A 24,050-nucleotide genomic window follows, 5' to 3' on the forward strand; every position below is an offset into this window, starting at 1 on the left:
AAATGCGCACTGTATTGCTGACGGGTTTCGAACCGTTTGACCAAGACCTTGTCAACCCGTCCTGGGAGGCGGTACGTCTGTTGGAGGGTGTGCAGCTGGGCGCTGATGTGCGGATTGTCGCGCGGCAGTTACCCTGTGCCTTTGCCACGGCGGGCGAGCGCCTGGCTCAGCTGTTGGCCGAACACCGCCCGCAGATGGTCATTGCTGTCGGGCTGGGCCCCGGGCGCAGTGATATTTCCATCGAGCGGGTCGCGATCAACCTCAATGACGCGCGGATTCCGGACAACCTGGGTGAGCAACCTGTCGACACGGAAGTGCTGCCCGGCGGCCCTGCGGCCTACTTCGGCACCTTGCCGAGCAAGGCCATGGTAAGGGCCGTGCGCGAGGCCGGCATTGGGGCCAGCGTGTCGCAAACCGCCGGCACTTTCGTGTGCAACCAGGTGTTCTATCTGTTGCAACACGCGCTCGCCGGGTCAGGGGTACGCAGCGGTTTCATCCATGTGCCGTGGCTGCCCGAGCAGGTGGTGGGCCGAATACCCGAGCCGGCCTCGATGGCGTTGCCGATGCAGGTCGAGGGCTTGCGGATTGCGCTGCTGACGGCCTGGAATACCCTGGTGGATATCACTGAAACGGGTGGGCAAGTCAGCTGAGGTTTTCGGCTTCGCGTCCCGGGAAAAACAACGCAAAGCATGTCACACCGTTCTCGCTGCTCACGCTGTATCGGCCGTTATGCAACTGCATGATGGTCGCGACAATCGACAGCCCCAATCCATTGGAATGCGCCGAACGCTCCCGTGATTCATCCACGCGATAAAACCGCTCGAACAACCTGGGCAAGTGCTCCGCCGGGATGGTCGCGCCGTGGTTGGTCACTGTCAGGTTGATGCCTTCGGCGCAGGGTGTGGCCTGGATCAGCAGTTCAGAGGCGGGCGCACCATATTTGATGGCGTTGGCGCACAGGTTGGCCAGGGCACGGCGCAGCAGCATCGGCTCGGCCCAGATCACACCGGCGCCCTGGGCGAGGATGCTGATGTCGACATCGCCCGCCAGGCCTTCGAAGTAGTCGGCCATGCGTTCCACTTCGTCGGCCGCGTCCAGTTCCTGGCGCTGGCGCAGCGCACTGGCCGGGTCGGTGCGGGCTAGGAACAGCATGTTGTCGAGCATGCGCGCCAGGCGTTCGAGTTCTTCGACGTTGGAGGCCAGCAGTTGCTGGTAGGCCTCGATGCTACGGTGTTGCTGCAGCGCCACCTGGGTTTCCCCGAGCAAGTTATTGATCGGCGTGCGCAGTTCGTGGGCCATGTCGGTGGAGACCTGGCCCAGTTGCACAAAACCCTTGGCCAGGCGTTCGAGCATGGTGTTGAACGAATCAATCATCGGCAGCAGTTCTTTGGGGGCGCCGTGGCTGTCGAGGCGCGCGGCGAGGTTGCCGACGCCGATGCCCTGGGCATGCACGGCCAAGCGCCGCAATGGCAGCAGGCCGCGATGCACCATCAGGTAACCGACCACCGCCAGTACCAATGCCGCGATGCTGGCGAGGATATAGACACTCAGCCGGTAGCTGGCGAGCACTGCGGTGCGCTCGGTCATCAACCGCCCGGTAGTGACTTGCAGGCTGCCCAGGTCGCCTGAATCGATGGTGGCGGCGAGGGTGGAGAAGGGGACGCCATTGACGCCGGGTAAATGCTGCACGTCGGCGAATTCCAGGGCGTGGTCCCGGGGCACCGGTGCAACGTCGGGCATGTCGATGTTGCCGGGGTTCACTTCCAGCAGCGGTTTCTGCCCGGGTGCGGCGATGCTCAGTACCGATTCGCGGTTGCCGAGCATATTCTGGAACAGTTCGGGCTTGGTCTTGATCAGGTCCAGGGTGTTGCTGTCGTTCAGCAGGTTGCGCAGTTGGTCGACGCGGTAGATCAGCGCAGCGTCGTCACGGTGGATCAGTTCGCGCTCAAGGTCGCGGTACAGCGCCACGCCGAGGGTTGCCAGCAGGGCGAACGCCAGCAGGGCGAAGATCAGCGCCAGGCGCAGCGTCAGGGAGTAATGCCGGGGCTTGCTCATGGTTGCGTATCGAAGCGATAGCCGATGCCGCGCACGCTATGGATCAGCTTGAGCTGGAACGGGTCGTCGATTTTCAGGCGCAGGCGGCGCACGGCCACGTCGACCACATTGGTGTCGCTGTCGAAATTCATGTCCCACACCCTTGAGGCGATCAGCGAGCGCGAGAGTACCTGGTCCTGATGGGTGGCGAACAAGTGCAACAAGGCGAACTCCTTGTTGGTCAGGGTGATGCGCACGCCGCCACGGCTGACGCGGCGCTTGAGCACGTCGATCTGCAGGTCGGCGATCTGCAAGTGTTCTTCTTCACGGCTTGGCCCGCGCCGGGTCAGGGTGCGCAGGCGCGCCACCAGTTCGGCGAAGGAAAACGGCTTGATCAGGTAATCGTCGGCGCCCAGTTCCAGGCCCTTGATGCGGTCGGCAATATCGTCCCGGGCGGTCAGGAACAGCACCGGCGTGTCGGCTTCCTTGCGCAGGCGACGCAGCACTTCCCAGCCGTCCATCTTCGGCATCATCACGTCCAGCACGATCACGTCGAACGGGGTTTCCAGGGCCTGGTGCAAACCGTCCACGCCATCGCGGGCAAGGCTCACGGAGTAACCCAGTTCCTGCAGGCCGTTAAGCAGGTAGTTGCCCGCCTTGGGCTCGTCTTCGACTACGAGGATATTCATGGGATTCGCCCTGGTGATGTGCAGTTCTTGCGTGGCGCAAGTGTAGCCCGATCAATTGTCATTGGGGCAGCCGATGCCCTGTACTTGATAGTCCAGCACGTGTTCGCGGCCCTGGCTGTCGAGGTAGTCGAGGCGCGCAGGGACAATGCCGCACTGGCCGTAGGTATCGGTGCTCGACAGTACTTTGGCCACGTCCATGTGCATGAAGAAGCCGGGGGTGTCATGGATCACCGAGGTGGTGGCGGTGGTATCGGCAAAGGCCGAGCCGGTGGCGAGGAGGGCAGCAAAGCCGAGGATAAACAGTTTCATGGCGGTATCTCTCTTTAAAGGTTGGCTGCCGGTATCCGGCAGTGAGTTCACAGTAACCAGGCGACACAAACAGCCAGCCAACAGGATGATGACAAGATCGTAATGAAGGGCTTAAGGCTGGCGGCCGGACGCTTCGAGGATCAGGTCGGTGATTTCCTTGGCGTGGGAAACCAGGGACAAGTGGCTCGATGGCACCTCGATGGTGGTGGCGTTCATGCGCTTGGCGAGAAAGCGTTCCAGGTCCGGGTTGATGGTCTGGTCATTGCTGGACACCGCATACCAGGACGGCTTGGTGTGCCACGCGGCGTTGACGGTGCGACCGCTGAACAGGGTCTTGGCGATCGGTTGTTGCACGGCGTACAGCTCCATGGCCTTGGCGTGGGGTACATCGGCGGCAAAGTACTTGAGGAAGGCGTCCTGATTCAGGGTCAGGTAACCGTCGTGCTCCACCACACCGGCCCGCACGGGTGTGCTTGGGTACTTGGCGGACAGGGCGACGAAGTCTTCGTTGGCGTCCGGAGCGCGGGCGGCGACGTATACCAGGGAGCTGACCTTGGGGTTGACCCCGGCGTCGCTGACCACGGTGCCGGCGTAGGAATGGCCGACCAGCACGGTAGGACCGTCCTGTTGATCGAGTACGCGATTGGTGGCAGCGACGTCATCCGCCACCGAGGTCAGCGGGTTTTGCACGGCGGTTACATGCAAGCCGGCGGCCTGCAGGCGGGTAATCACTTCGGACCAGCTGGAACCGTCGGCCCAGGAGCCGTGTACCAGCACTACGTTATTGGCTTTCACCGGTGCAATCGGGCCGGCCACGGCGGCGCCGGTCCCCAGCATCAACAGGCTGGCGGCGATCAGGCAGAGTTTGCTTGCAGGTTTCATGGGCGGGCTCGCTTCATTTTCAGTGGGAAGTTGGGTCACCCGCTGTGGGTGACTGACGACTTCACTGTATGAAGTGAGGGTGAGGGCAACACTGACAGCTTGATGACAAGTTTGTAATGCAATGGGCAGCCGGAAGGCTGCCCTGGTTGGACGGTGACCCATCAGACAGTACGGGCTGCTTGCAGGCGTTCAGCGCCGCCTTCCGCCAGGCCGCGTTCGTGCAGGCGATCTGCGCCGCCCTCGGCGAGCAGGTGGGATGACTGGTCTTTGACCGCGCCAGCGTGGGTGTCGGCCGACGCCATGGATGACAGCCCGAGGCCCGCGATGACAGTCAGGCCGAGTACCAGGGACGAAGCTTTCGAGAGATTGAACATGATGAGGCTCCTACGCGTGAGTCAGCCGGATTGGCTGGTGGTCGTAGTTAATCGCCGGGGTGTATCTGCCATGTGTGCCCAGGCGTGGCGAAATGCGGGTTCGCGTATCCAGGCGGGGTTCCCATACAGTCCGATACAAACCACGGGAAGGTTTACAGCGTTTGGGCCGATCCGTAGATTGCACCAGGCAAGTGGTTCGTCAGCGCCCAAGACCGGGTGACGAAAGCAAGAGGAAGCCGAGCAGTGTCCACCCGCGATTCAGCTGTATTCGCCCACCGTTACCGCGCCTTCCTGTTCGATATGGATGGCACACTCCTGAACTCCATTGCCGCCGCCGAGCGCGTATGGGCCACCTGGGCTGAACGCCATGGGCTGGATGTCGAGGCCTTTCTGAAGACCATCCATGGTGCCCGGGCCATCGATACCATCACCCGCCAGGCGTTGCCCGGTGTGGACGCGCAGGCTGAGGCGCAGTGGATTACCGAGGCTGAACTTGAGGATGTGGAAGGGGTGGTGGCGATTGCGGGCGCGGTGGAATTCCTCAACGCATTGCCCGGCGATCAATGGGCGCTGGTTACGTCTGCCCCCAAGGCACTGGCTCTGCGCCGTATGCAGGCGGCCGGGATCAACCCGCCGGCGGTGCTGGTCACCGCGGAGGATGTCGCCAGCGGCAAGCCGGATCCGGCCTGTTATGTGCTCGGTGCGCAACGGCTGGGAGTACCGGTACAGGACTGCCTGGTGTTTGAGGATGCCAGCGTCGGGATTCGCGCCGGCGAGGCGGCGGGGGCCGATGTGATGGTGGTGACGTCGACCCACCTTGTGCCCATGGTCACCGCGCATCCTTCGATTGACGGGTATGAGCGTCTACAGGTTCAGCGGGACGAAGCCGGGCTGTTGCATCTACAGCGCCTGGCGTAAAAAAAGGCCGACCCGGTTACCCGGATCGGCCTTCTTCGTATAGGGGCGGTTCAACGTTGGAGCCGTTTCCAGTCAGCGTCTGCAGGCGGTTGCCCTTGAGCCCCTGGCGGGACAAGACCATTTCCTTGAGGATTTCGCTGGCAAGCCTGGCAATCGCCTCCGGCCCTCGATGGTGGGCGCGGACGATGCCGGTCACCGCAAAGTGATCAGCTTCCGGGCCGCTGAGAATCGCGGAAAGCGTGCCATCGGCATGCAGGGTGCAGACGATTTTGTAGCTCGGCAGGCGCGCTGCCAGTGCTGATTCGATTTCGCTTTTACTCAGTGTGTCCATCAGCGCTACAACCTTTCACCGACCGTGCATGCCCAAGCATAGGTTGTGTCGCGCAGCTGTAAATACCGGCGATCTGATAGCAACTGCGGCGGCGGTTTCAACCCGCTTGCGGGATACACCGCGCTGGGGCAACGAACTTCAAGATGAAACCCAAAGCCGTCAGGATGAGGCTTTGCGGCGATCACTGTGAGGCGCGCGCCGGCACAGTCTGCGATGGACGGCGACCTGAATGGGCTTGAGGCAGAAGAAAAACAAGTACGCGCTCAGGAACAGCGTCAGGTCCAGCCATGAGTAGGCTTTGTCGGAGGAACCTTCGATTTCGAACTTGAGGCCATACTCCAGCGCCACAAACGCCACGCTGATCAGCGTGACAATCAACCAAGACTTGGATAAGTAAGGCTGTTTAACGGTACGCCTCATCAACGTGCTCCTTGGCGCGCTGCAGACTGTAGGGGATTTGTCACGAGATTCGGCCCTGGAAAACTCCACAAGTTCCCTTTGTTTGCAGGCTGTTTCATGCGTTGAACGCAGCCAGCGACTATTACTGAGAAGTGTTCCTGCCATGTGTCATACAAAAGGGAGTACGCCTTATGTTGGTTCAGTGGTTTCTTGCAGCAGTCCATTTACTGGCATTCGCCATGGCTTTGTCGGCCGTGCTTGCGCGTGGCAAGGCATTGCGCGGTGTATCTGATAGTGACCCATCCACCCTGCGCCGCGTATTGATCGCGGACAACATCTGGGGAATCAGTGCCCTGGTGTTATTGGTAACCGGTGGCCTGCGGGCCTTCGGCGGCTACGAAAAGGGCAGTGATTATTACCTGCACCAGCCGTTGTTTCACGTGAAGATGACGCTGCTTGTATTAATTTTGTTACTGGAGCTCGCGCCGATGATTCGCTTTATCAAATGGCGCATCGCGTTGGCGCGTGGCACGCGCCTCGATTTGCACCAGGCAGGTCTTTTTGCGCGCATCAGCCATGTGCAGGCGTTACTGCTGGTGCTGATGATGATTGCAGCGAGTGGCATGGCACGCGGTATCGGCCTGGGATGACGCTGGCCTGACGCTGGAACAAGGGAATAGGGCGCGCTGGCCGCGGGAAGCCGCGAACAGGCTGAAAGAGGTTTTCGCCAGCCGTTACAGTGAACGAAAGGGCTGGCTACTGGAGGCGCTTCAAGGTGTCTGGTTTTTATCCGGAGCCGTCAGGCCCGCCTGGATACGTTGGTAGATCTCCTCGCGATGCACGGCAACGTCCTTTGGAGCATTGATGCCGATTCTTACTTGCTGGCCGCTAACGCCCAGGATGGTGATCGTGATGTCATCACCGATGTTTATGCTTTCACCGACTTTGCGGGTGAGTATCAGCATGGACTTCTCCTTGATTGCTTTGAAGGACACATGTTTCAGACAGGGCAGATGTCGGATGTGTGTAGCTTACTGCGAAGCGCTTCCCTGTGGCTGCCTCTTTTAGGACGCATAGAGGCGGCATTAATTCCCATGCCGCCATCATACAGGTCTGCGATACATCATTCGCATTGTTTAAGCCAACGTTTATGACGGCCAGAATAGACAGTGAATGATAAAGTCGCCTCTTTGATCCTCTAAGGAGCAGGGTAGTGCGTAAAGTAGCGATGGCAATTGCGGTGTTGGCATTGGCCGGTTGCGGTGAAGGTAAAAGTGTCGACGCCCCCAAGGCCAGGCCTGCCGTTGCCGAGGCGCCCGCCCAGGCGCAACCTGCGGTCGGCGCGATCGCCTCTCAAGAGTGGGATGTATGGGTGGGGCCGCCGGATCACAAGCTGCAGGCGATGACTGACCTGACCGCGTGGTTGCTGGAACACGGTTTCAGTTTCTATCTGGCGAAGGAAGACGGTAAGGACCAGGTGCTGCTGGGCCCATTCAGCACCAAGGCCGAGGCCGAGGCGAAACAAGCGCAGTTGACCGAGAAACTGGCCACTGCGAAGAAGAATGACACGGTGTCCGAGGTCATCGAACACAAGGTTGCGCAGTAAAGAGTCGACAAGCGGGAGGCCATGGCGCTCCCGCTTTTTTCGTTCAGCCGCAGGCTTTCAAGTTCACCGGGCCGACAAATTCATTGCCGCGCCCCATCACGCACGCCACGGTTTGATTGCGCTGGCGTTCCCAGGGCTGTACCGGGTAGGTCTTGTTCCAGGCTTCATACAGCTGGCGATCCTGTTTCGACAAGCGCAGGCCATACTGCTTACTCATATAGAAATAGGTTCGGGCGATCATGCCGCGAATGGAAGGGCGGGGCATGACCTTCTTGGCCTTGAAGTCCACCTGGGTCAGGCATGATCCATATTGGCCGCTTTGTACCGGCAGCCAGCCAAAACTGAAATTGTTTCGGTCGCCATTCACCTCGCCGATGCTCGGCACCAGGTTGTGCAGGTCGGCTTCGGCCCGCTTGTAGACCGCGTCCTTGCGGGTGCAGTTCTTGCGCCCGCCATCCTGCCAGCACTGGCGCTGATGGCCGATCTGCCAGGCCGGAACAATGTGTTCCCATTCAATACGTGCCGCCCGGTTGGCGTTTTTGCGCGGGATATAGCCGCAGGCTTTCAGGTCTACCCGGTTGCCGTTGTATTTGCAGCCGCAATAGAACTCCGTGGATTGCGGTTCATACAGTTTCCAGGCGATTTTCTTGGCTTCGCTGAATGTCCTGGGGGCTTGGGCTTGAGCGGTAACAGCAAAAAACACACACAACAGACTGATAAAACGGACACTCATTGACTCAATCTTCCTTCGGCACAACCCAGAAAATCTGCACGCCACCGTCATCGCGATAGGCGAGGGTGACGTTGTCGTTTTCTGCGATCTCCTCCAGTAGTCGTGCCCACTCGTCTTCCGGTTCCTCCGGCAAACGGAAGATCAACGCCGCCTTGTTCTTCTGGGCGTTGGTGGAATTGATGATTTTTTGCACGCGAACGGCCAGTCGTTGGTAGGCATCAGGAGGTGTTGGTGCTGCGGAAGAGGGCTTTGCCACGGAGTATTCCTTATTAGGCTGTACGTGCATACAGTATTTAACTGTGGGCAATTTCGCAACTGCTTAAAATTCAAGAATTTCTTCTGACAGTGGTTTTGCCGATTTGGTGTAGGAACGCTTTGTTTTTCAAAGGTTTTTTGCGCGGGGGTAAAGCGGAGGAAATCAGACCCGCTCGCGGTACGCCACGAGCGGGATGGCCCAACCGTTGCCGGCCGGGCCCGGGAGCGATCAATATTCCCAGAACATCCGTTGCAGTTCCTTGCTGTCCTGGGTCTTGGTCAGGGCGACCATGGCCAGGATGCGGGCTTTCTGCGGGTTCAGGTCATGGGCAACTACCCAGTCGTATTTGTCGTCTGGTTGTTCGGCGTTACGCAGAACGAAACCACCGGCATTCACGTGGGAAGAGCGAATGATCTGTACGCCTTGCTTGCGCAGTTCCTGCAGGGCAGGCACCACCTTGGACGACACCGAACCATTGCCGGTACCGGCGTGGATGATGGCTTTCGCGCCGGCCTGGGCCAGGGCCTTGTAGGCGGTGTCGCTTACGTTGCCATAGGAATAGGCGATTTCGACGTCCGGCAGGCTTTTGATGGTCTTGATGTCGAATTCCGAGTTCATGGTGTGACGCTTGGCTGGCAGGCGGAACCAGTAGGATTTGCCTTCTACCACCATGCCCAGCGGGCCCCATGGGCTCTTGAACGCTTCAGTCTTGATGTTGATCATCTTGCTGACGTCGCGACCCGACTGGATCTCGTCGTTCATGGTCACCAGTACGCCTTTGCCGCGGGCGTCCTTGCTGCCGGCGACGGCAACGGCGTTGTACAGGTTGAGCATGCCATCAGCCGACATGGCGGTGCCTGGGCGCATCGAGCCGACCACGACGATTGGCTTGTCGGTCTTTTCCACCAGGTTGAGGAAGTAGGCAGTCTCTTCCAGGGTGTCGGTACCGTGGGTGATCACGATGCCGTCGACGTCCTTGCTGTCGGCCAGTTCGGCGACACGACGACCCAGTTGCAGGAGGTTTTCGTTGGTGATGCTTTCGGAGGCAATTTGCAATACTTGTTCGCCGCGGACATTGGCGATCTGGCTAAGCTCAGGAACACCGGCGATCAATTGTTCGATGCCGACCTTGGCGGCCTGGTAGGTCGCACTGTTGGCCGCGCTGGCGCCGGCGCCGGCGATGGTGCCGCCGGTGGCAAGGATCACCACGTTGGACAGTTTTTGCTGGGTTTCAGCTTCTTTTGCCTGAGCGGCAACGGGGAACAACAGCAGGAGGGCTAACGCGCCCGGTACGAAAGTTTTCAACGCAGATTTCATTATTCTTCTCTCTAGTTTTGATGAGTGCTGATGCAGGTTCATCTAGAAACACCCGGGCGGTTCTGAACGCCACGAGGTGCTGAGTAAGAGCAGGATTTGTACCAGCGGGATTTTGTTTGGCAATAGAATTTAACCTATTGATTTATATCTATATTTGTTTGATTTGTAAGTAAATGGCTTGGTCTTCTGTCCGGCTTTCCGAACAAAGCGGTGCGCGGGTGTTCGGTTGTCCGAAAAGGATGACGGAAAAGTTTGGTTTTAAACGCAGGAGGCACGCCGCGACCTGTCGTTTCAGAGAACGATCCAGCAACGCGGATGTTTAAAGGGGGTACCGGATGGCTTCGAGGGCAGGGCGTAAAGCGGATTCAACAAAAGGCTGTTTTCTCCCGTTGACAAATCTCGACAAGCTTCTCATAGTTTGACCTAACGCAAACGTTTGCGAGATGTTTCACGGGGTGCTCTTCGAGTGTCGTGAAAGCTCGTATCAGCCGCCCGGGTGGGTTGGCTGCCGAAGCGTTCTTCGGTGCAAGCGTTGCTCACAATAATCATAAGATCGGAGTGAACCCATGAAGCTGCCATTTGCTGGACGTCTTCTTGCTGTCGCTGTGCTTGCTGCCGCATCCGCTGCGCTGCCTCTTTCCTCTGCATTTGCTGCCGAGACCGCCGCCAAACCCAAGGTCGGCCTGGTCATGAAATCCCTCGCCAACGAATTCTTCGTCACCATGCAGGACGGTGCCAAGGAATACCAGAAAGCCCACGCCGCCGACTTCGACATGATCACCAACGGGATCAAGAACGAAACCGATACCAGTGCACAGATCGATATCGTCAATCAGATGATCCTGTCCAAGGTTGACGCGATCGTCATTGCTCCCGCCGATTCGAAAGCCTTGGTCACCGTGCTGAAAAAGGCCTCCGACAAAGGCATCAAGATCGTCAACATCGACAACCGTCTTGATGTGGATGTACTGAAAAGCAAAAACCTTGATATCCCGTTCGTAGGTCCAGACAACCGCAAGGGCGCGCGCCTGGTCGGTGAAGAACTGGCCAAGCACCTCACCAAGGGTGACCAGGTTGGCATCATCGAAGGTGTGTCCACCACCACCAACGCCCAGCAGCGTACCGCTGGCTTCAAGGACGCGATGGATGCCGCCGGCATGAAGATCGTCTCCACCCAATCCGGTGAGTGGGAAATCGACAAGGGCAACGCGATTGCCGCTGCCATGCTCCAGGCAAACCCGAACATCAAGGCACTGCTGGCCGGTAACGACAACATGGCACTGGGCGCAGTATCCGCCGTACGTGGCGCCGGCAAGGCTGGCAAGGTGCTGGTCGTAGGCTACGACAACATCGAGGCCATCAAGCCGATGCTGCAGGACGGCCGTGTCCTGGCCACCGCCGACCAGGCTGCTGCCCAGCAAGCCGTTTTCGGTATCCAGAACGCTCTGAAGCTGGTCAAGGGTGAAAAAGTCGATGCCGTGGATGGCATGATCGAAACCCCGGTCGAACTCATCCTCAAGAAGTAATTCCCCGGCAGCACAAAACAGCGTCCGCTCACCCGAGCGGACGCCTGGAGACGTTCCTATGTCATCTTCCGCACCGAACGCTGTCCTCTCGGTCAGCGGTATCGGCAAGACCTATGCCCAACCGGTTCTGTCCGACATCACCCTGACGCTCAATCGTGGGGAGGTGTTGGCGCTTACCGGTGAGAATGGCGCGGGGAAAAGCACCCTGTCGAAAATCATCGGCGGGCTGGTCACCCCGACCGACGGCCAGATGCAGTTCAATGGCCAGGCCTACACGCCAGGCAGCCGGACCCAGGCTGAAGAGCAGGGCATCCGCATGGTCATGCAGGAGCTTAACCTGCTGCCAACCCTGACGGTCGCTGAAAACCTGTTCCTCGATAACCTGCCCAGCCACGGTGGCTGGATCAGCCGCAAGCAACTGCGCAAGGCCGCCATTGAAGCCATGGCCCAGGTCGGCCTGGACGCTATCGACCCGGACACCCTGGTCGGCAGCCTCGGCATCGGCCACCAACAGATGGTCGAGATCGCCCGCAACCTGATTGGCGATTGCCACGTACTGATCCTCGACGAACCCACAGCGATGCTGACCGCCCGTGAAGTCGAGATGCTGTTCGAACAAATCACCCGCCTGCAGGCCCGGGGCGTGGCGATTATCTATATTTCCCACCGGCTCGAAGAACTGGCCCGGGTTGCCCAGCGCATTGCGGTGCTGCGCGACGGCAAGCTGGTGTGTGTCGAGCCGATGGCCAACTACAACAGTGAGCAACTGGTCACGCTGATGGTGGGCCGCGAACTGGGCGAGAAAATCGACCTGGGCCCGCGCACCATCGGCGCGCCGCTGTTGACGGTAAAAGGCCTGACCCGCTCGGACAAGGTCCGCGACGTGTCGTTTGAAGTGCGTGCCGGCGAAATCTACGGCATCTCCGGCCTGATCGGTGCGGGTCGTACGGAATTGCTGCGCCTGATCTTCGGCGCCGACCTGGCCGACAGCGGCACCGTGGCCCTGGGCACACCGGCGCAAGTCGTCAGCATTCGCTCGCCCGTCGACGCGGTTAGCCATGGCATCGCCCTGATCACTGAGGACCGCAAGGGCGAAGGCCTGCTGCTGACCCAATCCATCGGCGCCAACATTGCCTTGGGCAACATGCCGAAGGTGTCCAGCGGTGGCCTGGTGAACAGTCGTGACGAAACGGCCTTGGCCAAGCGCCAGGTCGACGCCATGCGTATCCGCAGTTCCAGTCCGGCGCAGCTGGTGTCCGAGCTGTCGGGTGGCAACCAGCAGAAGGTGGTGATTGGCCGCTGGCTGGAGCGCGATTGCGCGGTGATGCTGTTCGATGAACCGACCCGAGGCATCGACGTCGGCGCCAAATTCGATATCTATGCGTTGCTCGGCGACCTGACCCGCCAGGGCAAGGCGCTGGTGGTGGTGTCCAGCGACCTGCGTGAGTTGATGCTGATCTGCGACCGCATCGGTGTACTTTCCGCCGGGCGCCTGATCGAGACCTTCGAGCGCGACAGCTGGACCCAGGACGAATTGCTTGCCGCTGCTTTTGCCGGCTATCAGAAACGTGATGCGCTGCTCAACGACGCAGCGCCTAGGAATACCCCATGAAAACCACTTCCTCCCCCGCAAAACGTGGCGGCAACTTCTATGGCCTGGGCACCTACCTGGGCCTGGCCGGCGCCTTGCTGGCGATGATTGCGCTGTTCTCGTTCCTGAGCGACCACTTCCTCTCGTACGACACCTTCAGCACCCTGGCCAACCAGATTCCCGACCTGATGGTGTTGGCAGTCGGCATGACCTTCGTGCTGATCATCGGCGGCATCGACCTGTCGGTAGGCTCCGTGCTGGCCCTGGCCGCATCGGCCGTCAGCGTGGCGATTCTCGGCTGGGGCTGGAGTGTGTTGCCGGCAGCCGTACTGGGCATGGGCTGCGCCGCGTTGGCCGGGACCATTACCGGTTCGATCACAGTGGCCTGGCGGATCCCGTCGTTCATCGTGTCCCTCGGCGTGCTGGAAATGGCGCGCGGCGTGGCGTACCAGATGACCGGCTCGCGTACCGCATACATCGGTGATTCGTTTGCCTGGCTGTCCAACCCGGTGGCCTTCGGCATTTCACCTTCGTTCATCATCGCGTTGCTGGTGATCATCGCCGCGCAGCTGGTGCTGACCCGTACCGTGTTCGGTCGCTACCTGATCGGCATTGGCACCAACGAAGAGGCCGTGCGCCTGGCGGGTATCAATCCCAAGCCCTACAAGATCCTGGTGTTCAGCCTGATGGGCCTGCTGGCGGGTGTAGCGGCGCTGTTCCAGATTTCGCGCCTGGAAGCGGCCGATCCCAACGCCGGTTCCGGCCTGGAGCTGCAAGTGATCGCTGCGGTAGTGATCGGTGGCACCAGCCTGATGGGCGGGCGTGGCTCGGTCATCAGTACCTTCTTCGGCGTGCTGATCATCTCGGTACTGGCGGCAGGGCTGGCGCAGATTGGCGCCACCGAGCCGACCAAACGTATCATCACCGGTGCCGTGATCGTGATCGCGGTGGTGCTCGATACTTACCGCAGCCAGCGCGCCAGTCGGCGAGCCTGAGCCATGGCAACGATCAAGGATGTGGCCGCGCTGGCGGGGATTTCCTACACCACGGTGTCTCATGTGGTGAACAAGACGCGCCCGGTCAGCGAGCCGGTGCGGATCAAGGTCGAGGCGGCCATCAAGCAGCTCGACTATGTGCCCAGTGCGGTCGCGCGCTCGCTGAAGGCCAAGACCACAGCCACCATCGGCCTGTTGGTGCCCAACAGCCTCAACCCGTATTTTGCGGAACTGGCCCGGGGCATCGAGGATTACTGCGAGCGTAACGGCTATTGCGTGATCCTCTGCAACTCCGACGATAATGCCGAAAAGCAACGCAGCTACCTGAGGGTGCTGCTGGAAAAACGCATCGACGGCTTGATCGTGACCTCGGTGGGCGGCGACGACAGCGGCCTGGCGACAGGCCTCAAGGCGGTACGCACGCCGATGGTCATCGTCGACCGTGCATTGGACGGGATCGATGTCGACCTGGTGCGCATCGACCATGAACAGGGCGCTTACCTGGCGACCCGGCACTTGCTCGATCTGGGTCATCGCGACATTGCCTGCATTGGTGGCCCGAGTCATACCCGCGTGGCGCAAATGCGGATGGCGGGCTACTACCGCGCCCTGGCCGAGGCGGGGCTCGAAGTGCCGGCCGGCCGTGTGCTGGAAAGTGATTTCACCAGTACCGGTGGTTACGCGGCCGCGGCGCAATTGCTGGCGGATAATCCCCCCAGCGCGATTTTTGCCGGCAACGACATGATTGGCTTCGGCGTCTTGCGCGCCGCTGCCGAACGTAATATCCGGGTGCCCGGTGAGCTGTCGGTGATCGGGTTTGATGATATCCAGATGAGCCAGTACGTGTACCCGGCGCTGACCACCGTGGGCCAGTCGATCCTGCAGCTGGGAGAGATGGCGGCCGAGCTTTTACTGCGACGAATTGCGGCACCCCAATTGCCGATTGATCAACGCATCGTGACGCCGAGTATTGTCCTGCGCGAGTCGACGGCGCCGTTGGCCGGTGTGTTTGCCCAATACCGCTGAACCGAATTGATGAGTACTGATGTATGCCAGCAAAAGTAGTGGTAATAGGCAGCCTGAACATGGACCTGGTCACCCGGGCCAGTCGGCTGCCCCGCGCCGGTGAAACCCTGATCGGCCAATCGTTCTCCACCGTTCCCGGCGGCAAGGGCGCGAACCAGGCGGTCGCTTCGGCGCGCCTCGGGGCTGAGGTCGCCATGGTCGGCTGCGTGGGCACCGATGCCTATGGCGCGCAATTGCGCGACGCGCTGCTGGTGGAGGGCATTGATTGCCAGGCCGTCAGCACCGTCGACGGTTCCAGCGGGGTGGCGCTGATCGTGGTGGATGATAGCAGCCAGAATGCGATCGTTATTGTCGCCGGTAGCAATGGCGAGCTGACCCCAGCCAAATTACAGGCATTTGACAGTGTGCTGCAGGCTGCCGACGTGATTGTCTGCCAGCTGGAAACGCCGATGGAGACTGTCGGCCATGCCCTCAAGCGCGGTCGCGAGCTGGGCAAGACGGTGATCCTGAACCCGGCGCCGGCCAGTGGTCCGCTGCCCGAGGATTGGTACGCCGCCATCGACTACCTGATTCCCAATGAAAGCGAAGCCTCGGCCTTGAGCGGCGTGGTGGTCGACTCGCTGGACAGCGCCAAGGCCGCCGCCACACGCCTGATCAAGGCCGGTGCTGGCAAAGTGATCATTACCCTCGGCTCCGAAGGCGCGTTGTTTGCCGATGGCCAAGGCTTCGAGCACCTGGTCGCGCCCAAGGTCAAGGCGGTCGATACCACGGCTGCCGGTGACACCTTCGTCGGCGGTTTCGCAGCCGCGCTGGCCAACGGCAGGAGCGAGGCCGAGGCCATTCGTTTCGGCCAGGTAGCCGCCGCGCTGTCCGTGACCCGCGCGGGTGCGCAACCCTCTATTCCCACATTGCATGACGTCCAAGGTTTTGTGCCCTCATGAAAAAGACTCCCTTGCTCAATATCGCGCTGTCGCGGGTGATCGCATCCCTTGGCCATGGCGACATTCTGGTGATCGGTGATGCCGGCTTGCCGGTGCCGCCGGGTGTCGAGCTGATCGACCTGGCGCTGACCAAAGGCATTCCGGATTTCGTCAGTACCTTGCGCATCGTTCTCAGCGAGATGCAGGTGGAAAGCCACGTGCTCGCGGAAGAAATCCTGCTCAAGCAACCGCCGGCCCTGGCGGATCTCAATACCCTGACCGAACAGGCCGCCCTCGGCGAACGCCGCCTGGTCAGCCATGAAGAGTTCAAGCAGCTCAGCCGCAAGGCGAGGGCGGTGGTGCGCACCGGCGAGTGCCAGCCCTACTGCAATATCGCGCTGGTTTCCGGCGTAACGTTCTAGAATTCCCCAACGACAAGGAGTGCGTCATGCAACGTGGTACCCAAACCCTGCGACACCTGTTCCGGAGTGTGCTGCTTTTGTCCGTGCTAACTGCTGCAAGCGCCCACGCGGCGGAAAAAATCGACCTGATCATCGACACCGACCCCGGTGCCGACGACGTGGTTGCCTTGCTGTTCGCCATGGCTTCGCCCGATGAACTGCAGATCCGCGCGCTGACCACCGTTGCCGGTAACGTGCGCCTCGACAAGACCTCCCGCAACGCACGCCTGGCCCGCGAATGGGCAGGGCGCGAGGACATCCCGGTATATGCCGGTGCACCGAAACCGATGCTGCGCACGCCGATCTACGCTGAAAACATCCATGGCAAGGAAGGTATCTCCGGCGTCACCGTGCATGAGCCGAAAAAAGGCCTGGCCGAAGGCAATGCCGTTGATTACCTGATCAAGACCCTCAGCACCGCCAAGCCCCACAGCATCACCATCGCCATGCTCGGTCCGCAGACCAACCTGGCGCTGGCATTGACCCAGGCGCCGGAGATCACTCAAGGCATCAAGGAAGTGGTGGTGATGGGCGGCGCGCACTTCAACGGCGGCAATATCACGCCGGTGGCCGAGTTCAACCTGTTCGCCGACCCGATCGCGGCCGAGATCGTGCTCAAGAGCGGCGTCAAGCTGACCTACCTGCCGTTGGACGTGACCCACAAGGTCCTGACCAGCGACGCACGCCTGAAGCAAATCGCTGCGCTGAACAACAACGCGAGCAAGGTGGTGGGCGATATTCTCAATGAATACGTCAAGGGCGACATGGAGCACTACGGCATCCCGGGCGGCCCGGTGCATGACGCTACCGTCATTGCCTACCTGCTCAAGCCTGCGCTGTTCAGCGGCCGTGAGGTCAACGTGGTGGTGGACAGCCGTGAAGGCCCGACCTTCGGCCAGACCATCGTCGACTGGTACGATGGCCTGAAACAACCGAAGAACGCGTTCTGGGTTGAAAATGGCGATGCCCAGGGCTTCTTCGATCTGCTGACCGAACGCCTTGGTCGCCTGAAGTAAACAGCCTGCCGGTCGACGTTCGTCGGCCGGGTCTTATTCGCGCTCGGGGTCTGGCGCCCCCATGTGATCGGCCGGGTATTTCTCGAATACCTGGCCGATGAATGCCTGCGCGGCCTGTGTGCCCAGTTCCTTGACCAGCAGGTCGATACCGATGATTGCCAACTCCTCCGGGCTGCCCGGGCTATAGGAGCTTTGCCCTTGGGGCCACTTGGCTTTGATGTCGGCGTGGATCGTGACGATGGTCATGGGTGTCTCGCGAGGCTGAAAGGCGGTTAGTGCGTTCTGCGTGTGGAGTTAACCATTTTGCGCCGTGTTTGGCACTGCTACTTAGGCATGAGGGGAGGGCTGTGCGACACTGTCCGCTTGTTTAATTGCCAGGGCAAACCGCGTGCAGATCGACTTGAACAACCCCGTCAACCTGACGCTGGACGCTGTGCGGCAGCTGCTTGCGTCCGCCAGTGACAACGTTCACACCCAATTGCGCGTTACCAATGCCGGCATTGCCTACATTTCTTCGGGCGTGGTGGGTGGCGTCGATATCGACGGCCTTCTGTTCCGCCTGGAGACCTGGGCGGCGGGTTCGGGTTATGTCGGCAACGTCGCAGCCAGCGACGAGGTGTGGGTGATGCAGATTTTCAACGCGCTCAAGCAGAATTGGCCAACCCCGCCGTTTGATTACATCGACATCTACTGAGTGCGTTCATATCTGGTGACGATTGATTCGCCAGCGCCCGGTGTCGACTCAGGCAGACTGGCCCACAGCCAATTGTGACAATTCTGAAACCAATCGGCCAAACCACGGTCGCACGATCTCTGTCCATTTTTTCTCAAAGGAGGCTTCATGCCTTGGAAGCTCGCATCATTCGGTACTTTGTTGGCTGCGCTCGCCTTGTCGGGTTGCAGCACCCCGGGTACCTCTGAGCCAGCCAAAGACACTGCCGTGACCGATGCTGGTCATAGCCGCTGTGAGGCGAAGGCTGCCGAGTTCGCAATCGGCCAGAAAGCTTCGCCACAATTGCTGGAACAGGCCCGTAGCCGCGCCGGAGCGCAGAACGCACGCATTCTCAAGCCAGATGACATGGTCACGCTGGAATACCGCTCCGATCGCCTGAACCTCAATACCGATGACAACCTTGTGATCAATCGGGTCAATTGCGGCTGATTGCTCCAGCGCTTTTCTCCAGGCCATAAAAAACCCCGTCACATGGACGGGGTTTTTTTAGTTCGGCGCAGAATTACTCTGGGCGAACCTGTGCAGCTTGCATACCCTTTTGGCCTTTCTCAGCCACGAAGGAAACGGTTTGGCCTTCTTTCAGGCTTTTGAAACCGTCGCTTTCGATAGCTTTGAAGTGTACGAACAGGTCGTCACCGCCACCTTGAGGAGTGATGAAGCCGAAGCCTTTTTCATCGTTGAACCATTTAACGGTGCCGGTTTGGCGATTAGACATGGTGTATCTCCAAGAAACATATATTTTCAGTAGTGCTGTGCTGCTCAGGCCAACTGGGCACACCGAGCTATCATAGTCGAAATGTTCGGCTTGGGAGCCCCCCCAAGGCATTGTTTGCTAATCAATCGCGTTGTGTTTCATGCCTTGGTTGGCTGAAAGCCCCGATCTACGGGGCTTTCAGGCGAAATATCAGCTGTTAAAAAAAGCCGTAAAAGCTGCGTAATTTGTGAGAAATGGCAGTTTTCATAGCGATTTCTGGTCCTTCAGCCGGTCTGGCAGGGTGTAAAAATTACTTTTTCTTCACGACTTTGCAGGACGAAATAGCCGTCACAGCTTTGGTCTTGAGCGCAGGATCTGCGTTCTGGTTGGTCATGAGTTCCTTGATTTCGGCACTGCTCAATTCGGCATTGATTTTGTCCGCGCCACATTCACAGTGGTCTTTGGCGGTTTTGGCATCAACACTTTGCTGGGCGGCTGCGCTGCAATCCTTGATGAAGCTGTCCCGCGCACCGGCAGGCCAGTTCGACGGGGCTGCGGCGTGCGCACCCAGGGACATGAGGGTCAGGGATGCAGCAAGGGCGAAAGTCGAGGTAAAACGCATAATCAAATGCTCCTGGAGTCGTGGACGAACGGCGATTCTCGGTGTGTTTGAGGGTTGCCGTACAGTTCAAGTTCACTTTTGCCCTTAAAAGCCGGGAATTTTCGTTTCCTGAAGCGGCTTCGGCGCCATGACCGTTCATCTGTGCTAGCATCTTTCGCTTGGCTATTTTCCGGCGCGCCCTATGCCGCCTTGCCAAGGTCTTTTTTGTTTAACTCCAGTCACTCTGGTTCGATTATCGGTTGGCCGAAAGGCTCCTGCCGCTGTAAGGCAGGCGTTCATCACTGAACGGCCTGGTATTGGATCTTGTACTGGCTCATCCCAACCCACGTGACCTTTGGTAGGGGTCACCACTAGGAGAGGAGGCGCCATGCCAACTATTACTCTTCCCGACGGCAGTCAACGTTCATTCGATCATTCGGTTTCCGTAGCCGAGGTCGCCGCATCCATTGGTGCCGGCCTGGCCAAGGCCACCGTGGCCGGCAAGGTCGACGGCAAACTGGTCGACGCCAGCGACCTGATCACCGGCGATGCCAGCCTGCAAATCATCACGCCCAAGGATCAAGAGGGGCTGGAGATCATTCGCCACTCTTGCGCGCACCTGATTGGCCATGCGGTCAAGCAGCTGTACCCAACCGCGAAAATGGTCATCGGCCCGGTCATCGACGAAGGCTTCTATTACGACATCGCCTACGAGCGTCCTTTTACCCCGGACGATCTGGCGGCTATCGAGCAGCGCATGCAGGCGCTGATCGAAAAAGATTACGACGTCATCAAGAAAGTCACTCCGCGTGCCGAAGTGATCGACGTGTTCACCGCCCGCGGCGAAGACTACAAGCTGCGCCTGGTGGAAGACATGCCGGACGAGCAGGCCATGGGCCTGTATTACCACGAAGAATATGTCGACATGTGCCGTGGCCCGCATGTGCCGAACACACGCTTCCTCAAGTCGTTCAAGCTGACCAAGCTGTCCGGTGCCTACTGGCGCGGTGACGCGAAGAACGAACAACTGCAGCGGATCTACGGCACTGCCTGGGCTGACAAGAAGCAGCTGGCGGCCTACATCCAGCGCATCGAAGAAGCCGAAAAACGCGACCATCGCAAGATCGGCAAGCGCCTGAACCTGTTCCACCTCCAGGAAGAAGCGCCGGGCATGGTGTTCTGGCACCCGAACGGCTGGACCCTGTACCAGGTGCTCGAGCAGTACATGCGCAAGGTTCAGCGCGACAACGGCTACCTGGAGATCAAGACGCCGCAAGTCGTTGACCGCAGCCTGTGGGAGAAATCCGGGCACTGGGCCAACTACGCCGACAACATGTTCACCACCCAGTCGGAAAACCGCGACTACGCCATCAAGCCGATGAACTGCCCGTGCCACGTACAGGTGTTCAACCAGGGCCTGAAGAGCTACCGCGAGTTGCCGATGCGCCTGGCCGAGTTCGGTGCCTGCCACCGTAACGAGCCATCGGGTGCACTGCACGGCATCATGCGCGTGCGCGGCTTCACTCAGGATGACGCCCACATCTTCTGCACCGAAGAGCAGATGCAGGCCGAATCCGCTGCGTTCATCAAGCTGACCATGGACGTGTACCGCGATTTCGGTTTCACCGAAGTCGAGATGAAGCTGTCCACTCGTCCGGAAAAACGCGTCGGTTCCGACGAGCTGTGGGACCGAGCCGAAGCTGCACTGGCCGCAGCGCTGGACAGTGCGGGGCTTGCGTACGACTTGCAGCCGGGCGAGGGCGCGTTCTACGGTCCGAAGATCGAGTTCTCGCTGAAAGATTGCCTTGGTCGCGTCTGGCAGTGTGGTACCCTGCAGCTCGATTTTAACCTGCCGATCCGTCTGGGAGCCGAATACGTCTCCGAAGACAACAGCCGTAAACACCCGGTTATGCTGCACCGGGCGATCCTCGGCTCGTTCGAACGGTTCGTCGGGATCCTGATCGAGCACTACGAGGGTGCATTCCCTGCGTGGCTGGCTCCGACCCAGGCAGTGATCATGAATATCACTGATAAACAGGCAGATTTTGCCGCTGAAGTTGAAAAAACTCTCAATGAAAGCGGATTTCGTGCCAAGTCCGACTTGAGAAATGAAAAGATCGGCTTTAAAATCCGCGAGCATACTTTGCTCAAGGTTCCCTATCTTTTGGTTATCGGAGATCGGGAAGTCGAGATGCAGACTGTCGCTGTGCGTACTCGTGAAGGTGCTGACCTGGGCTCGATGCCCGTCGCCCAGTTCGCTGAGTTCCTCGCGCAAGCGGTTTCCCGGCGTGGTCGCCCAGATTCGGAGTAATTATTATTAAGCGTGAAATGAGACAAGATAAACGAGCTGCACCGAAAGCCCCGATCAACGAGAATATCTCGGCACGCGAGGTTCGGTTAATTGGCGCTGACGGCGAGCAGATTGGCATCGTCTCGATTGATGAAGCGCTTCGTATTGCTGAAGAGTCCAAATTGGACCTGGTGGAAATCTCCGCCGACGCAATCCCACCCGTTTGCCGGGTGATGGACTACGGCAAGTCGATCTTCGAGAAGAAGAAGCAGATTGCCGCGGCGAAGAAGAACCAGAAGCAGATTCAAGTAAAAGAAATCAAGTTTCGTCCAGGGACGGAGGAAGGGGATTACCAGGTAAAACTGCGCAACCTGGTACGTTTCCTGAGTGATGGGGACAGGGCCAAGGTATCCTTGCGATTCCGCGGCCGTGAGATGGCCCACCAGGAGCTGGGGATGGAACTCCTCAAGCGGGTTGAAGCTGACCTGCTCGAGTACGGTTCGGTCGAACAGCATCCTAAGATGGAAGGACGCCAGCTTATTATGGTCATCGCCCCGAAAAAGAAGAAGTAATCAATAGGGCACGGCAGGCCTTCTGATTATGTTTATCAACTGAATGCGGAGTACCGAACATGCCAAAGATGAAAACTAAAAGTGGTGCTGCTAAGCGGTTTCTGAAAACTGCTAACGGTATCAAGCACAAGCACGCTTTCAAGAGCCACATCCTGACTAAAATGTCGACCAAGCGTAAGCGTCAACTGCGCGGTAGCAGCTTGCTGCATCCGTCTGACGTGGCAAAAGTCGAGCGCATGCTGCGCCTTCGTTAATTTTAGTCAAGAATAGAGGAAGTAACTCATGGCTCGTGTAAAGCGTGGCGTCATGGCGCGTAAGCGCCACAAGAAAATTCTGAAACTTGCTAAAGGCTACTACGGCGCGCGTTCACGCGTATTCCGTGTTGCCAAGCAAGCGGTTATCAAGGCTGGCCAATACGCCTACCGTGACCGTCGTCAGAAAAAACGTCAGTTCCGCGCTCTGTGGATCGCTCGTATCAACGCTGGTGCACGTGTTAACGGTCTGTCCTACAGCCGTTTCATCGCTGGCCTGAAAAAAGCGTCCATCGAGATCGACCGTAAGGTTCTGGCTGATCTGGCAGTGAACGAAAAAGCGGCGTTTGCTGCGATTGTCGAGAAAGCTAAAGCCACCTTGGCTTAAGTACCCCCGACAGTCACCCTGGGTCGCTTCCGCGGCCCACGGTGTTAAACGTCTTAAATAGGGGAAGAGCCTTCAAGCTCTTCCCCTATTTTGTATCTGGAGTCTGTACATGGAAAACCTGGATGCGCTGGTCTCTCAAGCACTAGAGGCTGTGCAAAGCGCAGAAGATATCAATGCCCTGGAGCAAATCCGGGTTCACTACCTCGGCAAAAAGGGTGAATTGACTCAGGTGATGAAGACCCTGGGGAATTTGCCGGCTGAAGAGCGTCCGCAAGTCGGTGCGCTGATCAACGTGGCCAAGGAGCGTGTTACAGAGGTTCTCAATGCGCGCAAGGCGTCGCTCGAGGAGGCTGATCTTGCGGCCAAGCTCGCCGCCGAATCCATTGACGTGACCCTGCCTGGCCGTGGCCAGACCTCGGGCGGCCTGCATCCGATTACCCGGACTCTGGAACGTATCGAGCAGTTCTTCACCCACATCGGCTACGGCATTGCCGAAGGCCCTGAGGTCGAAGACGACTATCACAACTTCGAGGCGCTCAACATCCCAGGCCACCACCCGGCCCGGTCGATGCATGACACCTTCTATTTCAACGCGAACATGCTGCTGCGCACCCATACCTCGCCGGTACAGGTCCGCACCATGGAATCGCAGAAGCCGCCGATCCGCATCGTCTGCCCAGGCCGTGTGTATCGCAGCGACTCCGATATCACCCACTCGCCGATGTTCCACCAGGTCGAAGGCCTGCTGGTTGATCGCGACATCAACTTCGCCGACCTCAAAGGCACCATCGAAGAATTCCTGCGGGTGTTCTTCGAGAAGGAGCTGGCGGTACGTTTCCGTCCTTCATTCTTCCCGTTCACCGAGCCATCCGCTGAAGTCGATATGGAATGCGTGATGTGCAGCGGTAAAGGCTGCCGCGTCTGCAAACAGACCGGCTGGCTGGAAGTGATGGGTTGCGGCATGGTTCACCCCAACGTACTGCGCATGTCCGGGATCGACCCGGAAGAATTCTCGGGCTTTGCCTTCGGCATGGGCGTTGAGCGTCTGGCCATGCTGCGTTACGGCGTGAACGACTTGCGTCTGTTCTTCGACAACGACTTGCGGTTCCTCGCGCAATTTCGCTAGTCGTAACGGATC

At 59.2% G+C, this 24,050-nt stretch carries 32 protein-coding genes; 18 read left to right on the forward strand and 14 right to left on the reverse strand.

The features are described from left to right. The first annotated feature begins 2 nt into the window (after positions 1-2). Complete coding sequence (pcp, locus tag C0058_RS10785; protein WP_008438704.1) at positions 3-650, forward strand: pyroglutamyl-peptidase I; 648 nt, start codon at positions 3-5, stop codon at positions 648-650. Here pcp and C0058_RS10790 read toward each other — a convergent pair. The 5 genes from C0058_RS10790 to C0058_RS10810 form a co-directional block, all read right to left on the reverse strand. Continuing rightward, a complete protein-coding gene (locus C0058_RS10790) occupies positions 643-2,055 on the reverse strand; it encodes a heavy metal sensor histidine kinase (RefSeq protein ID WP_003219987.1) in 1,413 nt (470 codons plus the stop codon). The two genes, pcp and C0058_RS10790, sit on opposite strands and share 8 nt — an antisense overlap. After that, positions 2,052-2,723, reverse strand: a complete 672-nt coding sequence (locus tag C0058_RS10795) for a heavy metal response regulator transcription factor (protein WP_003219986.1) — start codon at positions 2,721-2,723, stop codon at positions 2,052-2,054. Before C0058_RS10795 ends, C0058_RS10790 begins: the two co-directional genes overlap by 4 nt. A gap of 51 nt (positions 2,724-2,774) precedes the next feature. Continuing rightward, positions 2,775-3,032 carry a DUF2790 domain-containing protein gene (locus tag C0058_RS10800; RefSeq protein WP_003219985.1) on the reverse strand — a complete coding sequence of 86 codons (258 nt, stop codon included), beginning with the start codon at positions 3,030-3,032 and terminating at the stop codon, positions 2,775-2,777. A 111-nt stretch (positions 3,033-3,143) separates the two neighbouring features. Beyond that, positions 3,144-3,914, reverse strand: coding sequence for an alpha/beta fold hydrolase (locus tag C0058_RS10805; protein WP_102368533.1), 771 nt, complete (start codon positions 3,912-3,914; stop codon positions 3,144-3,146). Between the two features lie 161 nt (positions 3,915-4,075). Further along, positions 4,076-4,288 carry a phage infection protein gene (locus tag C0058_RS10810; RefSeq protein WP_102368534.1) on the reverse strand — a complete coding sequence of 71 codons (213 nt, stop codon included), beginning with the start codon at positions 4,286-4,288 and terminating at the stop codon, positions 4,076-4,078. Between the two features lie 243 nt (positions 4,289-4,531). On the opposite strand from C0058_RS10810, the gene C0058_RS10815 reads away from it, so the two are divergent. Continuing rightward, complete coding sequence (locus C0058_RS10815) at positions 4,532-5,206, forward strand: HAD-IA family hydrolase (RefSeq protein ID WP_003219982.1); 675 nt, start codon at positions 4,532-4,534, stop codon at positions 5,204-5,206. 16 nt (positions 5,207-5,222) lie between these two features. On the opposite strand, the gene C0058_RS10820 is transcribed toward C0058_RS10815, so the two are convergent. Together C0058_RS10820 and C0058_RS10825 are read right to left on the reverse strand one after the other, a co-directional pair. Next, positions 5,223-5,537 (reverse strand): hypothetical protein, encoded by a 315-nt coding sequence (locus tag C0058_RS10820; RefSeq protein WP_008438700.1) that lies wholly within the window; start codon positions 5,535-5,537, stop codon positions 5,223-5,225. Positions 5,538-5,696: 159 nt separating this feature from the next. Then, complete coding sequence (locus C0058_RS10825; RefSeq protein ID WP_003219977.1) at positions 5,697-5,957, reverse strand: hypothetical protein; 261 nt, start codon at positions 5,955-5,957, stop codon at positions 5,697-5,699. 170 nt (positions 5,958-6,127) lie between these two features. Here C0058_RS10825 and C0058_RS10830 point away from each other — a divergent pair, with 170 nt between their 5' ends. Further along, positions 6,128-6,586 (forward strand): DUF2214 family protein, encoded by a 459-nt coding sequence (locus C0058_RS10830; protein ID WP_102368535.1) that lies wholly within the window; start codon positions 6,128-6,130, stop codon positions 6,584-6,586. 120 nt (positions 6,587-6,706) lie between these two features. On the opposite strand, the gene csrA is transcribed toward C0058_RS10830, so the two are convergent. Next, the gene (gene csrA, locus C0058_RS10835) at positions 6,707-6,901 is read right to left on the reverse strand and encodes a carbon storage regulator CsrA (protein WP_003192511.1); all 195 of its coding nucleotides are present in this window, start codon (positions 6,899-6,901) and stop codon (positions 6,707-6,709) included. A gap of 263 nt (positions 6,902-7,164) precedes the next feature. Between csrA and C0058_RS10840 the strand changes: the two genes are divergently transcribed. Then, complete coding sequence (locus tag C0058_RS10840) at positions 7,165-7,542, forward strand: hypothetical protein (protein WP_032899812.1); 378 nt, start codon at positions 7,165-7,167, stop codon at positions 7,540-7,542. Between the two features lie 43 nt (positions 7,543-7,585). Here C0058_RS10840 and C0058_RS10845 read toward each other — a convergent pair whose 3' ends face one another. The 3 genes from C0058_RS10845 to C0058_RS10855 form a co-directional block, all read right to left on the reverse strand. Further along, on the reverse strand, positions 7,586-8,275 hold the full coding sequence (locus tag C0058_RS10845; RefSeq protein ID WP_008438696.1) for an endonuclease: 690 nt from the start codon (positions 8,273-8,275) through the stop codon (positions 7,586-7,588). A gap of 4 nt (positions 8,276-8,279) precedes the next feature. Next, positions 8,280-8,531 (reverse strand): DUF1654 domain-containing protein, encoded by a 252-nt coding sequence (locus C0058_RS10850; protein WP_023659007.1) that lies wholly within the window; start codon positions 8,529-8,531, stop codon positions 8,280-8,282. Positions 8,532-8,759: 228 nt separating this feature from the next. Continuing rightward, the gene (locus C0058_RS10855) at positions 8,760-9,848 is read right to left on the reverse strand and encodes an asparaginase (RefSeq protein WP_003219965.1); all 1,089 of its coding nucleotides are present in this window, start codon (positions 9,846-9,848) and stop codon (positions 8,760-8,762) included. Positions 9,849-10,414: 566 nt separating this feature from the next. Here C0058_RS10855 and C0058_RS10860 point away from each other — a divergent pair. The 7 genes from C0058_RS10860 to C0058_RS10890 are packed head-to-tail and all read left to right on the forward strand — an operon-like array spanning position 10,415 to position 17,383. Beyond that, on the forward strand, positions 10,415-11,374 hold the full coding sequence (locus C0058_RS10860) for a sugar ABC transporter substrate-binding protein (RefSeq protein WP_003219963.1): 960 nt from the start codon (positions 10,415-10,417) through the stop codon (positions 11,372-11,374). 58 nt (positions 11,375-11,432) lie between these two features. Continuing rightward, complete coding sequence (locus C0058_RS10865; protein WP_003219961.1) at positions 11,433-12,986, forward strand: sugar ABC transporter ATP-binding protein; 1,554 nt, start codon at positions 11,433-11,435, stop codon at positions 12,984-12,986. Then, positions 12,983-13,960 (forward strand): ABC transporter permease, encoded by a 978-nt coding sequence (locus tag C0058_RS10870; RefSeq protein ID WP_003219960.1) that lies wholly within the window; start codon positions 12,983-12,985, stop codon positions 13,958-13,960. Before C0058_RS10865 ends, C0058_RS10870 begins: the two co-directional genes overlap by 4 nt. Before the next feature lie 3 nt (positions 13,961-13,963). Beyond that, positions 13,964-14,986: a LacI family DNA-binding transcriptional regulator gene (locus C0058_RS10875; RefSeq protein WP_102368536.1), complete on the forward strand. Its 1,023-nt coding sequence runs from the start codon at positions 13,964-13,966 to the stop codon at positions 14,984-14,986. Positions 14,987-15,009: 23 nt separating this feature from the next. Next, positions 15,010-15,927: a ribokinase gene (gene rbsK / locus C0058_RS10880; protein ID WP_008438691.1), complete on the forward strand. Its 918-nt coding sequence runs from the start codon at positions 15,010-15,012 to the stop codon at positions 15,925-15,927. Beyond that, entirely contained in the window at positions 15,924-16,328 is a 405-nt protein-coding gene (gene rbsD / locus C0058_RS10885) for a D-ribose pyranase (protein WP_008438690.1), read from the forward strand. The genes rbsK and rbsD overlap by 4 nt, the downstream gene beginning before the upstream one ends. A 26-nt stretch (positions 16,329-16,354) precedes the next feature. Beyond that, positions 16,355-17,383, forward strand: a complete 1,029-nt coding sequence (locus C0058_RS10890; RefSeq protein WP_003219953.1) for a nucleoside hydrolase — start codon at positions 16,355-16,357, stop codon at positions 17,381-17,383. Positions 17,384-17,416: 33 nt separating this feature from the next. Here C0058_RS10890 and C0058_RS10895 read toward each other — a convergent pair whose 3' ends face one another. After that, entirely contained in the window at positions 17,417-17,629 is a 213-nt protein-coding gene (locus tag C0058_RS10895) for a hypothetical protein (RefSeq protein ID WP_076014608.1), read from the reverse strand. A gap of 142 nt (positions 17,630-17,771) precedes the next feature. Here C0058_RS10895 and C0058_RS10900 point away from each other — a divergent pair, with 142 nt between their 5' ends. Together C0058_RS10900 and C0058_RS10905 are read left to right on the forward strand one after the other, a co-directional pair. Continuing rightward, positions 17,772-18,077, forward strand: coding sequence for a hypothetical protein (locus C0058_RS10900; RefSeq protein ID WP_102368537.1), 306 nt, complete (start codon positions 17,772-17,774; stop codon positions 18,075-18,077). Positions 18,078-18,224: 147 nt separating this feature from the next. Continuing rightward, positions 18,225-18,545: an I78 family peptidase inhibitor gene (locus C0058_RS10905; protein ID WP_008438688.1), complete on the forward strand. Its 321-nt coding sequence runs from the start codon at positions 18,225-18,227 to the stop codon at positions 18,543-18,545. Between the two features lie 73 nt (positions 18,546-18,618). On the opposite strand, the gene C0058_RS10910 is transcribed toward C0058_RS10905, so the two are convergent. Together C0058_RS10910 and C0058_RS10915 are read right to left on the reverse strand one after the other, a co-directional pair. Beyond that, positions 18,619-18,831, reverse strand: a complete 213-nt coding sequence (locus C0058_RS10910) for a cold-shock protein (RefSeq protein ID WP_003179963.1) — start codon at positions 18,829-18,831, stop codon at positions 18,619-18,621. Positions 18,832-19,120: 289 nt separating this feature from the next. Further along, positions 19,121-19,435, reverse strand: coding sequence for a hypothetical protein (locus C0058_RS10915; protein WP_080673250.1), 315 nt, complete (start codon positions 19,433-19,435; stop codon positions 19,121-19,123). A gap of 364 nt (positions 19,436-19,799) precedes the next feature. On the opposite strand from C0058_RS10915, the gene thrS reads away from it, so the two are divergent. The 5 genes from thrS (at position 19,800) to pheS (ending at position 24,038) form a co-directional block, all read left to right on the forward strand. Further along, entirely contained in the window at positions 19,800-21,722 is a 1,923-nt protein-coding gene (gene thrS / locus C0058_RS10920) for a threonine--tRNA ligase (RefSeq protein WP_102368538.1), read from the forward strand. Further along, positions 21,722-22,273 (forward strand): translation initiation factor IF-3, encoded by a 552-nt coding sequence (gene infC, locus C0058_RS10925; protein WP_169875357.1) that lies wholly within the window; start codon positions 21,722-21,724, stop codon positions 22,271-22,273. The genes thrS and infC overlap by 1 nt, the downstream gene beginning before the upstream one ends. A 59-nt stretch (positions 22,274-22,332) precedes the next feature. Beyond that, positions 22,333-22,527 (forward strand): 50S ribosomal protein L35, encoded by a 195-nt coding sequence (rpmI, locus tag C0058_RS10930; protein WP_002553160.1) that lies wholly within the window; start codon positions 22,333-22,335, stop codon positions 22,525-22,527. A 28-nt stretch (positions 22,528-22,555) separates the two neighbouring features. Beyond that, positions 22,556-22,912, forward strand: coding sequence for a 50S ribosomal protein L20 (rplT, locus tag C0058_RS10935; protein WP_003219940.1), 357 nt, complete (start codon positions 22,556-22,558; stop codon positions 22,910-22,912). A gap of 109 nt (positions 22,913-23,021) precedes the next feature. After that, on the forward strand, positions 23,022-24,038 hold the full coding sequence (gene pheS / locus C0058_RS10940) for a phenylalanine--tRNA ligase subunit alpha (RefSeq protein ID WP_003219939.1): 1,017 nt from the start codon (positions 23,022-23,024) through the stop codon (positions 24,036-24,038). The last annotated feature ends 12 nt before the right edge of the window (positions 24,039-24,050 follow it).

This window comes from Pseudomonas sp. NC02, assembly GCF_002874965.1.
Taxonomy (GTDB): Bacteria; Pseudomonadota; Gammaproteobacteria; order Pseudomonadales; family Pseudomonadaceae; genus Aquipseudomonas.